16 protein-coding genes, 1 tRNA gene and 1 pseudogene are annotated in these 12,094 nt (G+C 71.1%); 10 read left to right on the top strand and 8 right to left on the bottom strand.

Annotated features, from left to right (window positions below; genetic code table 11):
* The 5 genes and pseudogenes from KBY81_RS14805 to KBY81_RS14785 form a co-directional block, all read left to right on the top strand.
* Window positions 1-200 (top strand): annotated as a pseudogene (locus tag KBY81_RS14805) (DNA-processing protein DprA); the annotation flags it as partial.
* A gap of 28 nt (window positions 201-228) precedes the next feature.
* On the top strand, window positions 229-1,176 hold the full coding sequence (gene prmC / locus KBY81_RS14800; RefSeq protein WP_254976906.1) for a peptide chain release factor N(5)-glutamine methyltransferase: 948 nt from the start codon (window positions 229-231) through the stop codon (window positions 1,174-1,176).
* Window positions 1,173-1,766, top strand: a complete 594-nt coding sequence (locus tag KBY81_RS14795; protein ID WP_254976905.1) for an L-threonylcarbamoyladenylate synthase — start codon at window positions 1,173-1,175, stop codon at window positions 1,764-1,766. The genes prmC and KBY81_RS14795 overlap by 4 nt, the downstream gene beginning before the upstream one ends.
* On the top strand, window positions 1,766-1,918 hold the full coding sequence (locus KBY81_RS14790; RefSeq protein WP_254976904.1) for a hypothetical protein: 153 nt from the start codon (window positions 1,766-1,768) through the stop codon (window positions 1,916-1,918). Before KBY81_RS14795 ends, KBY81_RS14790 begins: the two co-directional genes overlap by 1 nt.
* Window positions 1,919-2,057: 139 nt before the next feature.
* Entirely contained in the window at window positions 2,058-2,711 is a 654-nt protein-coding gene (locus KBY81_RS14785; RefSeq protein ID WP_106221956.1) for a TMEM165/GDT1 family protein, read from the top strand.
* A gap of 6 nt (window positions 2,712-2,717) precedes the next feature.
* On the opposite strand, the gene KBY81_RS14780 is transcribed toward KBY81_RS14785, so the two are convergent.
* The 5 genes from KBY81_RS14780 to minD form a co-directional block, all read right to left on the bottom strand.
* Window positions 2,718-3,062, bottom strand: a complete 345-nt coding sequence (locus tag KBY81_RS14780) for a hypothetical protein (RefSeq protein WP_106221958.1) — start codon at window positions 3,060-3,062, stop codon at window positions 2,718-2,720.
* 61 nt (window positions 3,063-3,123) lie between these two features.
* A tRNA-Thr gene (locus KBY81_RS14775) sits at window positions 3,124-3,195 on the bottom strand.
* Between the two features lie 25 nt (window positions 3,196-3,220).
* Complete coding sequence (locus tag KBY81_RS14770; protein ID WP_106221960.1) at window positions 3,221-3,424, bottom strand: response regulator transcription factor; 204 nt, start codon at window positions 3,422-3,424, stop codon at window positions 3,221-3,223.
* A 61-nt stretch (window positions 3,425-3,485) separates the two neighbouring features.
* Entirely contained in the window at window positions 3,486-3,896 is a 411-nt protein-coding gene (gene minE / locus KBY81_RS14765) for a cell division topological specificity factor MinE (protein ID WP_254976903.1), read from the bottom strand.
* A 5-nt stretch (window positions 3,897-3,901) separates the two neighbouring features.
* Window positions 3,902-4,735, bottom strand: coding sequence for a septum site-determining protein MinD (minD, locus tag KBY81_RS14760; RefSeq protein ID WP_181280160.1), 834 nt, complete (start codon window positions 4,733-4,735; stop codon window positions 3,902-3,904).
* A gap of 90 nt (window positions 4,736-4,825) precedes the next feature.
* Here minD and KBY81_RS14755 point away from each other — a divergent pair, with 90 nt between their 5' ends.
* Genes KBY81_RS14755 through KBY81_RS14745 form a run of 3 tightly spaced genes read left to right on the top strand, consistent with a single transcriptional unit; the run spans window position 4,826 to window position 7,027 of the window.
* Window positions 4,826-5,824 carry a phosphatidylserine/phosphatidylglycerophosphate/cardiolipin synthase family protein gene (locus KBY81_RS14755; RefSeq protein WP_254976902.1) on the top strand — a complete coding sequence of 333 codons (999 nt, stop codon included), beginning with the start codon at window positions 4,826-4,828 and terminating at the stop codon, window positions 5,822-5,824.
* On the top strand, window positions 5,817-6,413 hold the full coding sequence (locus KBY81_RS14750) for a chromate transporter (RefSeq protein ID WP_254976901.1): 597 nt from the start codon (window positions 5,817-5,819) through the stop codon (window positions 6,411-6,413). Before KBY81_RS14755 ends, KBY81_RS14750 begins: the two co-directional genes overlap by 8 nt.
* Window positions 6,413-7,027, top strand: coding sequence for a chromate transporter (locus KBY81_RS14745; RefSeq protein ID WP_106221969.1), 615 nt, complete (start codon window positions 6,413-6,415; stop codon window positions 7,025-7,027). Before KBY81_RS14750 ends, KBY81_RS14745 begins: the two co-directional genes overlap by 1 nt.
* Before the next feature lie 7 nt (window positions 7,028-7,034).
* Here KBY81_RS14745 and minC read toward each other — a convergent pair whose 3' ends face one another.
* From minC to ctpZ, 3 genes are read right to left on the bottom strand one after another with little or no spacing between them, the layout of a single operon-like run.
* Complete coding sequence (gene minC / locus KBY81_RS14740) at window positions 7,035-7,712, bottom strand: septum site-determining protein MinC (RefSeq protein ID WP_254976900.1); 678 nt, start codon at window positions 7,710-7,712, stop codon at window positions 7,035-7,037.
* Window positions 7,713-7,737: 25 nt separating this feature from the next.
* Window positions 7,738-9,012 carry an HD domain-containing protein gene (locus tag KBY81_RS14735; RefSeq protein ID WP_254976899.1) on the bottom strand — a complete coding sequence of 425 codons (1,275 nt, stop codon included), beginning with the start codon at window positions 9,010-9,012 and terminating at the stop codon, window positions 7,738-7,740.
* Window positions 9,009-10,307: a carboxyl-terminal processing protease CtpZ gene (gene ctpZ, locus KBY81_RS14730; protein WP_254976898.1), complete on the bottom strand. Its 1,299-nt coding sequence runs from the start codon at window positions 10,305-10,307 to the stop codon at window positions 9,009-9,011. Before ctpZ ends, KBY81_RS14735 begins: the two co-directional genes overlap by 4 nt.
* A gap of 50 nt (window positions 10,308-10,357) precedes the next feature.
* Between ctpZ and petB the strand changes: the two genes are divergently transcribed.
* Window positions 10,358-11,032: a cytochrome b6 gene (petB, locus tag KBY81_RS14725; protein ID WP_015109205.1), complete on the top strand. Its 675-nt coding sequence runs from the start codon at window positions 10,358-10,360 to the stop codon at window positions 11,030-11,032.
* Between the two features lie 57 nt (window positions 11,033-11,089).
* Window positions 11,090-11,572, top strand: a complete 483-nt coding sequence (gene petD, locus KBY81_RS14720) for a cytochrome b6-f complex subunit IV (protein WP_015109204.1) — start codon at window positions 11,090-11,092, stop codon at window positions 11,570-11,572.
* Window positions 11,573-12,094 lie beyond the last annotated feature (522 nt).

The following is a 12,094-nucleotide window of genomic DNA, read 5'->3' as shown; positions in this document are numbered from 1 at the left end:
AGCCCGCCCACACCCGGCCGGCGGACGCCGGTGCGATGGCGGCCGAAGGGCTGCTGGCGGCGGTGGGTGGCGGCGCCAGCCTCGAGCAGCTGAGCCTGGCCCTCGATCGCCCCATGGCCGAGCTGATGCCCCGGCTGCTGGAGCTGGAGCTGGCCGGGCGGCTGCGGGCCGAGGCGGGCCTCTGCTGGCGTCCCTGCTGAGACTGACGCCCCTGATTAGGCTCCCCCCATGGTTTCCCAGGCCGGCACCGTCCCGATCCCAGCCCCGATCCCCGCCTCCCCGGCGCCCGGGTCCGGGGCCCTGACGGTCACGGGATCGGAGCTGCTGGATTGGCGTCGCCGCCTGCTGGCCCGAGGCGGCGCCGCCTCCGACCTCGACTGGCTCCTGGATCTGGGCGGCGGGCTGCGCTGGAGCCAGCTGCAGTCGCTCTGGTGCCACCCGCAGGCCACCCTCCGGCTCGATCGCCCGCTGGAGGCGCTCGAAGCCCTCTGGCACCGGCACCGGTGCACCCACGAGCCCCTGCAGTACCTGGTGGGCCGTTGCCCCTGGCGCGACCTGGAACTGCCGGTGGCCCCCGGCGTGCTGATCCCCCGTCAGGAAACGGAGCTGATGGTGGATCTTGCCCTGGAGCTGCGACGAGAGGCCCCCACCATCTCCTGCTGGGCCGACCTGGGCACCGGCTCCGGCTGTCTGGCCATCGCCCTGGCCCGCAGCCTTCCCGCCAGCCGTGGTTTCGCCGTCGAGGTCAGCGCCGAGGCCCTCCCCCAGGCCAGGGCCAACCTCGGCCGCTGGGACCTCCAGGGCCAGGTTTCCCTGCTGGCGGGCGACTGGTGGCAGCCGTTGCAGCCCTGGTGGGGCGGGCTGGATCTGGTGCTGAGCAACCCCCCCTACATCCCCAGCGCCACCCTGGACGGGCTGGAGCCGGTTGTGCGGGATCACGAACCTCACCTGGCTCTTGACGGCGGCCCCGATGGGCTTCTGGCCATCCGGTCGATCGTGGCCGGTGCCGTGCAGGCCCTGGCCCCTGGCGGCCTGCTGCTGCTGGAGCACCACCACGACCAGAGCGAGGCGGTCGGCGAGCTGCTGCGGGCCGCCGGTCTGGAGCGCCCCGGGGTCCACCCCGACCTGGAGGGCCGGGCCCGTTTCGCCAGCGCCTGGAGGCCCGTGGCCCAATGAATGGTCCCGCCGATCTGGCCAGGCGTGTGGCGGCCGGGGAGGCCGTCCTGTTCCCCACCGACACCCTGCCGGCCCTGGCCTGCCGGCCAGAAGCGGCGTCCCTGATCTGGCGCCTCAAGCAGCGGCCCGCCGACAAGCCGCTGATCCTGATGGGGGCCGACCTGCCCCAGCTGATCGCGGTCCTCGCGGTGCCCTGGCAGGAGGCCTGGCTGGAGCAGGCCCGCTGCAGCTGGCCCGGGGCCGTCACCCTGGTGCTGCCGGTCACCGGCGCCCTCACCGACCATCTCCATCCCGGCGGCACCAGCCTCGGCCTGCGTGTCCCGGCCTGCGAGCCGGCGCGGGAGCTGATGCGCCTCACAGGCCCGCTGGCCACCACCAGCGCCAACCGCTCCGGCCAGCCCCCCGCCACCACGGCGGCGGAAGCGGCGCTCCAGTTCCCCGGGCTGGCCTTGCTGGAACCCCAGCCCTGGCCCCCGGGATCCGGCCAGGCCAGCACCGTCCTGGCCTGGCGGGGGGAGGAGCGCAGCGACGATCCCTGGGCGGTGCTCCGCGCCGGAGTCCTGCCGGCGCCCGGAGCGGGGGGGGCCTGATGCTGCCGCTGCTGCTGGTGGTGCTGCTGGGGGTGTCGCTCTGCCACTGGCTGCTGGTACCCCTGGTGCATCTGGCCACGCCTGTGTTCGAACTGGGTTGGCTGGGGTGGCTGCTGCTGGCCCTCAGCCTCTGGCTGTTCGCCGGCCTCTGATGGCCCCCTGCTGACGCGTCGCCTGCCAGCCGGCCGCCAGGGGCCGGCCGGCACCTAGCCTCCCCACCGACTCCCCGGCACCGCCCCTGCCCGCGGCCGTTCCCCTGTCCAGCGCCGATGGAGGCGTGCCCGACGCCCCATGACCCTTCCCCCCACCGGTGACCCCGGCCTGGCCGCCTTCGGCTCCAGCCTCACGGCCATCACCCTGGCCGAGCTGGGCGACAAGACCTTCTTCATGGCCCTGATCCTGGCGGCCCGCCATCGCCCCCGCTGGGTGTTCCTGGGGGCCTTCGCCGCCCTCACCCTGGTCACCCTGCTGTCCCTGGGCATGGGTTTCGGCCTCAGGGAGTGGCTGCCCCAGGCCGTCGTCCCCTGGCTGGCGGCGGTGCTGTTTCTGGGGTTCGGCGTGAAGCTCCTGGTCGATGCCTCCCGTCTTCCGGCCGACGCCGCGACGGAGGAGGCCAGCGAGGCCGAGGCGGCCATCGAGGCCGCCGAAAGCGACGGCAGTGTCCGGGGGCCGGGCGCCGTGATCTGGGAGGCCTTCGTGCTCGTGTTCCTGGCCGAGCTCGGGGATCGCACCCAGTTCGCCACCATCTTCCTGGCGGCGGCCCCGGCCTTCAGTTTCGCCGGTCTGCTGGCCGGCACGCTTCTGGGCCACGCCCTGGTCACCTGGCTGGCGGTGGGAGCGGGCCAGTGGATCGGCGGCCGGATCAGCGAGAAGGTCCTTTATCGCCTCAGCGGCGGCCTGTTCCTGGCCTTCGGCCTCCTGTCGATCCGGCAGGCGATCGGCTGAGTCCCCTCAGCGGGATGCCGGTTGCTGCAGGTCCCAGCGGAACAGACCCCGCAGGGTGGGTTGCTGGAACGGGCCCTCCTCCATCGTCGGGGTGAAATCCACCCTCTCGTTGACGGGAACGGTCAGGGGACGCTCCGGTGGACCGACGGAAGGCAGCCCCTGGCCCCCGGCCGCGGGTGATGGCCCGCCGGGATCCCCGTAGCGGGTGCGGATGCCGGGGCGGCCCAGAATCTCGGCACCGGAGCGGGCCGGCGACACCGGCGGTGGCGGCGGTGGCGGGCCCGGGGGGGCCTGGGCCAGGGCCCCTGGCAGGGTGATCAGTCCTGCCACCAGCCAGGTGTGGCACGCCATGGCCTCCCGTGCGCTGTGCTGGGCCGATGGTAAGGGCGGCGGCTGCGCCCATCCCCTGGCAAGCCGGCTAACGGATTTGAACCGATGGCCTTCGCTTTACAAAAGCGCTGCTCTACCACTGAGCTAAGCCGGCATGGGCCCTTGGGCCCTGGCCCAGCCTATCCCTGGGCCAGGGCCCAGAGCAGGAGCTGGGTGCGGCTGCGGCAGCCGGTCTTGGCCAGCAGATGGGACACGTGGCACTCCACCGTGCGTGGACTCAGCACTAGCTGGGCGGCGATGTGGCGGTTGCTGTCCCCCCGGCGCAGCAGGTCGAGCACCCGCTGCTCAGCCGGGGTGATGCCCACAGGAAAGGCGTCCGTCATGCCGTGCCGTCGTATTGCTGTTTCCATGGTTCCCCTGGCAGGCCGGGCGGGGGGCGTCCCGTCAGTCCGCAGGCGCGTCGCCGGAGGACGGAGTCCCCGGCGGCTCGGTGGCCGAGGGGTGGGTCGGCTCCCCGGCGCTGGCGTCGTCCTGGGGCAGGGCGGGGGGCTGGGCCATGCCCACGGCGGCGGCGGCCGCCACCAGGGCGGGCAGGGGCCGGGCCCGCTTGATCGGCAGGTTGGCCACCAGGGCGGTGACCCGGTCCTCGGTTTCGAGGCTCACGTCCCCTTCCTCCAGGTCGATCTCCACATACCGCTGCACCACCTCGAGGATCTCGCGACGCATCTGCTCGAGCAGCTCGGGATTGAGATCGCTGCGGTCGTGGGCCAGCACCAGCTGCAGCCGCTCCTTGGCCAGGGTTCCACTGGGCTTCTGGCGCCCCAGCAACCGTTGGAGGAAATCGAACAGCGTCATGGTGCTCAGAAGAGACCGGTGGTCTTGCGGATCTTGTTCATCAGCCGGGCGCGCAGGCCCCTGCGGACCTTGGAGGGATCCTCCAGGGGAACGTCCTCACCCCGCAGGCGCCGGGCGATGTTCTGGTAGGCCTTCGCGGCGGGGGAGCCGTTGCCGTTGAGGGTGAGCGGTTCCCCCCGGTTGGTGGACACGATCACCTGCTCGTCCTCCACCACCAGGCCCACCAGGGGCAGGGCCAGGATGTCGGTGACATCATCGACACCCAGCATCTCCTGGCTGGCCATCATCTTGGGCCGCACCCGGTTGAGCACCAGCTGCACCGGCGCCACGCCGCGGGTGTTGAGCAGGCCGATCACCCGGTCGGCATCCCGGACGGCCGACACCTCCGGGGTGGTGATGACGATCGCCTCGCGGGCTGCGGCGGCGGCGTTCTTGAAGCCGTCCTCGATCCCGGCCGGGCAGTCGATGAGCACGAAATCGGCCCGCTCCGCCACCATGGCGACGATGCGCTGCATGTCCTCGGGGGTCAGCCACTCGAGCATGCGGGGGTTGCCGGCGGGCAGCAGGGCCAGATTGGGCTCCTGCTTGTGTTTCACCAGGGCCTGCTCCAGCCGGCAGGTTTCGGCCAGCACCTCCTGGGCGGTGTAGACGATGCGGTTCTCCAGGCCCAGCAGCAGATCGAGGTTGCGCAGGCCGAAATCGGCATCGAGCACCACCGTGCGCTCCCCCAGCCGGGCCAGGGCGATCCCCAGGTTGGCGGTGAGGGTCGTCTTGCCGACGCCCCCCTTGCCGGAGCAGATGAGGATGATGCGGGCGGGGGCTGACGTCACGGCATCCACGGGCGTCGGGGCAGGCTAATCCCACCCGGCGGAACGGCTGTGCCAAGGCCCTGAACTGCCGCTAGAAAGGCCCATCCCCTCCACCTTGCGATGACCACTGCCCCCCACCGGCCCCAGCGGCTGCTGGTGATGCCCGACGACGGTGTGGATGCGGTGGTCGAGCTGATCGAGACCGCCAGCGAGCAGTTGCTGCTCAAGCAGTTCAAGCTGCAGTCCGTGGCGGTGGAGGAGGCCCTGCGGCGGGCCCGGGAGCGGGGGGTGGAGGTGCGGGTCATGCTCAACCCCCACACCTCCGGCGGCGACCGCTGGAACGATGAGGCCTTCGCCCGCCTCCAGGGCTGGGGCATCGACACTGCCTGGACCAGCGAGGCCTTCCCGGTGACCCACGAGAAATCGATGGTGGTCGACCGGCACACCGCCCTGGTGGCCACCTTCAACCTGGCCGACAAGTACTTCACCGAGACCCGCGACTACGGGGTGCTCACCTACAACCCCGCCGTGGTGGCCCAGGTGACCGCCGGTTTCGAGGCCGACTGGCAGCGCGTCTTCTTCCAGCCCGACCTGGGGGTGGGGCTGGTGTGGAGCAGCGCCCACAGCCGCGGACAGATGGCCCGCATCGTCGACGCCGCCACCCGCACGCTCTGGATCCAGCACCCCAAGTTCGTGGATGCGGTGATCCTTGAGCGGATCATCAGCGCCCGGGAGCGGGGCGTGAAGGTGCGGGTGCTGTGCGGCGGCAAGCATGGCATCAGCGACTGGGACATCTACGACACCTTCTCCTCGCTGCGGGTGATGCAGCGCTTCGGCGTCAAGGTGCGCAGGCAGCAGCGGCCCAAGCTGCACGCCAAGCTGATCCTGGTGGATGGGGCCTTCGCCCAGACCGGCTCGATGAACATCGACCGCAGTGCCTTCGATCTGCGCCGCGAACTGGGCATCGAGAGCGACGCCCCCGAGGTGGTGGCCCGGCTGCGCGAGATGTTCCAGACCGACTGGGAGAACGCCGAGAAGTACAACGCCCCCGATCCCCTCGATCCCAGGTACCACGAGGAAGGGGAACTGCCTCCGGACCCCCATTTCGTTCATGACTGAGCTCCCCGCCCCCGCCCCGACGGCCGCTCCGCCCGGGCTGGGACAGCTGTTCACGGGCATGCTGATGGTGGCCCTCTCCGCCTTCGGCGGTGGTCTCTCGGCCTGGAGCCAGCGGATCATCGTCGAGCAGCGCCGCTGGATGAGCAACGAGGAGTTCCTCACCGGGCTCACCGTGGCCCGGCTCTTCCCCGGCCCCAACCAGATCAACATGGCCGTCTATGTCGGCACCTTCTTCCGGGGCCTGCCCGGGGCCCTGGCGGCCCTGGCCGGGATGCTGCTGGTGCCCTTCACCCTGCTGATGGCGGTCGGGCTGCTGTATTTCCAGTTCCACAGCCTGCCCGCCCTCGACCGGGTGCTGGCGGGGGTGGTGGCGGCGGCGGCGGGGATGGCCCTGTCGATGGGCTTCAAGATCCTCGATGAGTACTGGAAGGATCCTGTGGCCCTGCTGCTGGCGGCGGTCACCTTCGTGCTGATGACGTTCTTCCATGTGCGCCTGGTGCCGCTGGTGCTGGTGGCCGGCCCCCTGGCGATGGCCTGGTACTGGCCGCGGCGGCCCCAGCCCGGGCCCCCGGCCGGAGAGCCGCGCTGATGCCGCCCCTGCTGCTGGCGGCCGTCGCCGAGACGGCCAGCTGCGCCCCCATGCGCCTCAACGATCTCGGTCACCTGCTGCAGGTGATGGGCACCTTCCTTGGCCTGTCCCTGTTCTCCCTGGGGGGCGGCAACACCCTGCTGGCCGAGTACCACCACCTCAGCGTCGTCCAGTACTGCTGGCTGCGGCCTTCCCAGTTCGCCGACCTCTACGCCCTGGCCGAGGCGGCCCCCGGACCCAGTTCGATGATCGTGGGGCTGCTGGGCATGGGGGCCGGCTGGCCCGAAGGCCCCGGCTGGGCCCTGCTGAGCGCCTACGGCGCCGAGATCGCCATCCTGCTGCCCTCCACCCTGCTGATGGTGGTGGCCTGCCTCAGCTGGAACCGGCTGCGGAACTCCCCCTGGCGGGTGGCCTTCGAGAGGGGCCTGGGGCCCATCACCCTCGGCATCTTGTTCGCCGTGGGGGTCAAGATCCTCCAGACCGCCGACACCAATGCGCCCGGGGTGGTGGTGTCGCTGCTGGTGTGCGTGCTGATGCTGCGCACCCGGATCTCGCCGCTGTGGTTCATGGCGGTGGCCGGCGGGCTCGGGGCCTTCGGCCTGATCAACCGCTGATCTCCACTCAGCCGCTGAAGTCCGGCGTCGCCGGATCGATGCGGATCTCCCCGTCCACCAGTTGGGCCTGCTCGGCCAGACCGGGGGGCGGCAGACCCTCGGGCCCCCGGGCCACCACATCGGCGATGCGCAGCTGCAGGGGCCGCAGCTGCAGGGCCACGACGCGGGCCCCCCGATCCCCGCCGACGCCGGCATGGGCGACGCCCCGCAACCGCCCCCACACCAGGACGTTGCCGGCGGCGCTGATCCGGGCGCCGGGGTTCACATCCCCCAGCAGCAGCACCGAACCCTCCGCCTGCAGATGGTCGCCGGCCCGCAGGGTGCCGCGATGCACGAGCAGATCGGGCGCCGCTGCCCCCGGGGCTGCGGCGGATGGCGTCGGCCGCCCCGCGCCCGGATCCGTGTCGAGGCCGAGGGCGGCGGCGGCCACCAGGGTTTCCGGCCGGCGGCTGGCGACGCGCACCAGTTCCAGCTGCAGCGAACCCAGCAGCTCCTGCAGCTGGCGCAGGTCCGGCAGCCGCAACAGCCAGCGGCCCGCCTCCAGCACCACGGGGCCCGGAGGCGGCTGGCGACTGCCGAGGACGTAGCGCACCTCCTCGAGGGCACTGGCGGATCCCTCCTGGGCCGGCAGCCGCAGCAGGTGGGGCTGCTGGCCATCGATCGCCTGGATCAGTGCGGCTGTCACGACGGTGCCCTTCGGTGCAGCGAACCTAGAGGTCCCGCCGGACGGCGTCGTCCTGCCGTCGCACCGCCAGGGCCTCCCGCAGCGTGTCGCTGATCCGGGCCGGATGGATCAGCCAGGCCATGTCGACGGTCTGGCAGAGGCTGGCCACCAGGGGCGAGCGCTGCTCAAGGGCCTGCAGCCGCTGGCCGTCCCAGAGGCGCAGGCCCCCGGAATAGGGGTGATAGCCCCGGCTCTGGCGCTGTTCCAGGGCGCAGCAGCCCTCCGCCACCAGACCGGCGCGTTCGCACAGCCCCCGGGCCACCGCCAGCAGTTCGATCCGGCCCGCCGGGGAGAAGTCGCTGACGTCGGTGGCCTTGGGCAGGCGCCGCTCCAGCAGCCGCCCGCAGGGGTCGGCCAGCTCCTCGGGCCCCTCCTCCCGCCAGCGCACCAGGTGGTAGCCCGTGCGGATGTCGTCATTGGCCAGGTAGCTCTCCAGATCGAGCTGATCTCGCTCCCAGAGCCAGCGGGCCATGGTCGCGTCCGCCCAGACCTGCCCCGGGCCGAGCCGGCGAGCCACGCTGATCACCCGGTTGAGCAGCCAGTTGCAGACGATGTTGAGCCGGTGGTTGTAGACGCTCCTGTACATCAGATGGCGCACCACCAGGTAGTGCTCCACCGCCATCAGGCCGCGGGGGTGGAGGGCCAGATCCCCGTCGGGCGCCAGGGTGAGGCTGGCGAGAATCCGCTCCAGATCCAGCTGGCCGTAGCGGGTGCCGGTGCTGTAGCTGTCGCGCAGCAGGTAGTCGAGCCGGTCGCAGTCCAGCTGGCTGCTCACCAGCGCCTTGATGGCCCGGCTCGGGTGGCGGCCGTGCTCCAGCAGGTCGGCGACGAGGGCGGCCCGGCCCGGGGCGCCGTCATCGAGGCGGTCCCGCAGGGCGGGGTGGTCGCGGATCAGCCGGCCCGACCAGGCCTCGTGCCGCAGGCCGAACATCTCCTCGCCGGAGTGGCTGAGGGGCCCGTGGCCCACGTCGTGCAGCAGGGCGGCGGCATAGAGCACGTCCCGGTGCCGGGACAGGGAGGGATCGAGCCGCTCCAGCTGCTGCAGGGCCAGCCGCGCCACCGCCAGCACCCCGAGGGAATGGGTGAAGCGGCTGGATTCCGCCCCGTGGAAGGTGAGGTAGGCGGGCCCCAGCTGGCGGATGCGCCGCAGCCGCTGGAAGGGGGCGGTGTCGATCAGGTCGATCGCCAGGGCCTCGGCCGGGTCCTGGCGATCCAGGCGGATCGCCCCGTGAAGCGGATCGTGGTAAGTGCGCTGGCTCATGGGGCCGGGGCCGCCAGACCGGCGACGAGCAGCCGGGCCGCCTCCTGCAACCAGCTGTCCCCGTCCCCGTCGGGCTCCAGGGGCTCGGGCTGGCTCAGCAGCACGTCCGGTTCGATCCCCTGGTTCTGGATGTCACGGCCGCTGGGGGTGAGGTAGCGGGCCACAGTCACCGCCAGGCCGCTGCCATCGCTCAGGTTGATCAGGGTCTGGATCAGCCCCTTGCCGAAGGTGCGGCTGCCGGCCAGGCGGGAACGGCCGCTGTCCTGCAGGGCCCCGGCCAGGATCTCGCTGGCGCTGGCCGTGCCGGCGTTCACCAGGGTGAGCAGGGGGCCGCCATAGAGCTGTCCCGGACCCGCCTGCTGGCGATCGGCGATGCCGCCCCGGTCCTGCGTCTCCACGATCGGGTCCCCGTCGAGCAGACCATCGGCCACCGCCAGCCCGGCGGCCACCAGGCCGCCCGAGTTGTTGCGCAGATCCAGGATCAGCCCCTCGATCGGCCCGCCGCCCCCGGGGGCGCTCAGGGCGGCCAGGGCGGAGCGCACCTGCTGGGGCACCGGCTCGCTGAACTGGGTGATCCGCAGGTAACCGAGGCTGTGTCCGTCACTGAGCAGGCGGTGGCTGCGCACCGGCTGCAGGTCCACCTCGCGCCGATCGAGCAGCACTTCGCTCTCCTGTCCCGATGGGGCGCGCAGGGCCACAAGCACGTCGCTGCCGGCGGGTCCCCGGAGGCGGGCGGCGGTGCCCTCCAGCCCCAGCTCTTCGGCCGGCGTGCCGTCCACCCGCAGGATCTCGGTGCCGGACGCGATGCCGGCGTCGGCGGCGGGGGAGGCGTCGAGGGGGGCGATCACCACGATCCGCTGGTCCCCCGCCCGCCGGCCCAGCTGCAGTCCCACACCGGTCACCCGCCCCTGGGTGCTGGAGCGCAGGGTGGCGAACTCCTCCGGGCGCAGCATCCGGGTGTAGGGGTCGTCGATGGGGGCCAGCATCGCTTCGATCGCCGCGTAGGCCTCCAGCGAGCTGCTGATCGGCTGCTCCAGTGTCTTCTGGCGCAGGCGCCGCCACTGCACCGCCTCCAGCTGCGCTGGATCGACGTAGCTCTGGTTCACGAGCCGCCAGGCCTCCACCACCAGCTGCTGGGCATCGCTGAGGGCCAGCGCCGCCGCTGGCATGCCGAGCGGCAGGCACAGCAGCAGGCAGAGTCCTGTCCCCACCAGCAGCCGGAGGGGCGCCAGCCGGCGGCGCAGCCCTGTTGCAAACCATTGAGCCGGCAGGGAGCGGCGGGCCGGGTCTCTCACGGGGGGGTCAGAACGATCGGTAGACTCTCGCAACCCAAGCCCCACGCTGCATGGCGAACTCGTCCACCGGCGCCAAGTCGTCCCCGATCTATGACTGGTTCGAGGAACGCCTGGAGATCCAGGCCATTGCCGACGATATCTCCGCCAAGTACGTCCCCCCCCACGTCAATATTTTTTATTGCCTGGGCGGCATCACCCTGGTGTGCTTTCTGATCCAGTTCGCCACCGGGTTCGCGATGACCTTCTACTACAAGCCCACGGTGGTGGAGGCCTACAGCTCGGTCCAGTACCTCATGACCGACGTCAGCTTCGGCTGGCTGATCCGCTCGGTCCACCGCTGGAGCGCCAGCATGATGGTGCTGATGCTGATCCTGCACGTCTTCCGGGTGTACCTCACCGGAGGCTTCAAGCGTCCGCGGGAGCTCACCTGGGTCACCGGCGTCACCATGGCCGTCATCACCGTTTCGTTCGGCGTCACCGGCTATTCCCTCCCCTGGGACCAGGTCGGTTACTGGGCCGTCAAGATCGTCAGCGGCGTGCCGGCCGCCGTGCCCGTGGTCGGCGACTTCATGGTCGAGCTGCTCCGCGGCGGTGAGAGCGTCGGCCAGTCCACCCTCACCCGCTTCTACAGCCTCCACACCTTCGTGCTGCCCTGGCTGCTGGCGGTGTTCATGCTGATCCACTTCCTGATGATCCGTAAGCAGGGCATCTCCGGCCCGCTCTGAACCCCGTTCCTCCGCCTAGCCTTCCCCTACCGGTCACCAGCGCTCCGAGTTCCCACCATGCACATCCTCAAGAAGCCTGACCTCACCGATCCCAAGCTGCGGGCCAAGCTGGCCAAGGGCATGGGGCACAACTACTACGGTGAGCCGGCCTGGCCCAACGACCTGCTCTACATCTTCCCGGTGGTGATCCTCGGGACCATCGCCTGCCTGGTCGGCCTGGCCGTTCTGGATCCGGCGATGCTGGGTGATCGGGCCGACCCCTTCGCCACGCCGTTGGAGATCCTGCCCGAGTGGTACCTCTACCCGGTGTTCCAGATCCTGCGGGTCGTCCCCAACAAGCTGCTGGGCATCGCTCTGCAGACGATGATCCCCCTGGGCCTGATGCTGATCCCGTTCATCGAGAGCTTCAACAAGTTCCAGAACCCCTTCCGCCGCCCGGTGGCCATGGGTGCCTTCCTCTTCGGCACCGTCTTCACCATCTACCTGGGCATCGGCGCCTGCCTCCCGATCGATAAGTCCCTCACCCTGGGTCTGTTCTGAGTCGACGGTCGGCCGGACCTTCCAACCCATTCCTTCAAGCCGCGAGTTATCGCGGCTTTTTTTGTGTCCATGGGCCCGTCTGTGCGGGTGCGGCCCCCGTTCCCCATGGGCCTTGATCGTCCAGGGCGCCCGGAGGGGACCCATGGGCCGTCTCTGCCGTGCTGCTGGGCCTGGATTGGTTCCTTATCGCAGCCGCGCTCCCCTGGAACCCTGGCCGGGCAGCAAGGCCCTGCCCAGCTGCCAGGCACCCAGCCACCCTGGATGGGTGGTGCCGCCCGGGGTGGTCTGCTGGCCCCCCTTGGCTCTGCGGAGGCTCCTGCGACCTGGTTGCTGGCCTTGGACAGGGGAGGTAAGGAACCGTTGTGTCGGGGTCAGCCCTGGGGGCCTCCCCTGAGGTGATATGATTTTGGACTGCGCCCCAGAGAGCGAGAGCTCGAGCGGGGAGCAGGCTTACGGGATCGAGAGGCGCGAGCCGACGGTGTTGTAAGTTTTCTGAGTCGCCGGGAGGCGACGCGCCGCGAG

Source organism: Cyanobium sp. Lug-B (assembly GCF_024345635.1).
GTDB lineage: Bacteria > Cyanobacteriota > Cyanobacteriia > PCC-6307 > Cyanobiaceae > Cyanobium > Cyanobium minutissimum.
This window is presented reverse-complemented; position numbering and strand designations above follow the sequence as displayed.

Coding starts and splice junctions, on each gene's coding strand:
- prmC (WP_254976906.1), top strand. CDS start 229: ATGGTTTCCCAGGCCGGCACCGTCCCGATCCCAGCCCCGATCCCCGCC.
- KBY81_RS14795 (WP_254976905.1), top strand. CDS start 1,173: ATGAATGGTCCCGCCGATCTGGCCAGGCGTGTGGCGGCCGGGGAGGCC.
- KBY81_RS14790 (WP_254976904.1), top strand. CDS start 1,766: ATGCTGCCGCTGCTGCTGGTGGTGCTGCTGGGGGTGTCGCTCTGCCAC.
- KBY81_RS14785 (WP_106221956.1), top strand. CDS start 2,058: ATGACCCTTCCCCCCACCGGTGACCCCGGCCTGGCCGCCTTCGGCTCC.
- KBY81_RS14780 (WP_106221958.1), bottom strand. CDS start 3,062: ATGGCGTGCCACACCTGGCTGGTGGCAGGACTGATCACCCTGCCAGGG.
- KBY81_RS14770 (WP_106221960.1), bottom strand. CDS start 3,424: ATGACGGACGCCTTTCCTGTGGGCATCACCCCGGCTGAGCAGCGGGTG.
- minE (WP_254976903.1), bottom strand. CDS start 3,896: ATGACGCTGTTCGATTTCCTCCAACGGTTGCTGGGGCGCCAGAAGCCC.
- KBY81_RS14755 (WP_254976902.1), top strand. CDS start 4,826: ATGACCACTGCCCCCCACCGGCCCCAGCGGCTGCTGGTGATGCCCGAC.
- KBY81_RS14750 (WP_254976901.1), top strand. CDS start 5,817: ATGACTGAGCTCCCCGCCCCCGCCCCGACGGCCGCTCCGCCCGGGCTG.
- KBY81_RS14745 (WP_106221969.1), top strand. CDS start 6,413: ATGCCGCCCCTGCTGCTGGCGGCCGTCGCCGAGACGGCCAGCTGCGCC.
- KBY81_RS14735 (WP_254976899.1), bottom strand. CDS start 9,012: ATGAGCCAGCGCACTTACCACGATCCGCTTCACGGGGCGATCCGCCTG.
- petB (WP_015109205.1), top strand. CDS start 10,358: ATGGCGAACTCGTCCACCGGCGCCAAGTCGTCCCCGATCTATGACTGG.
- petD (WP_015109204.1), top strand. CDS start 11,090: ATGCACATCCTCAAGAAGCCTGACCTCACCGATCCCAAGCTGCGGGCC.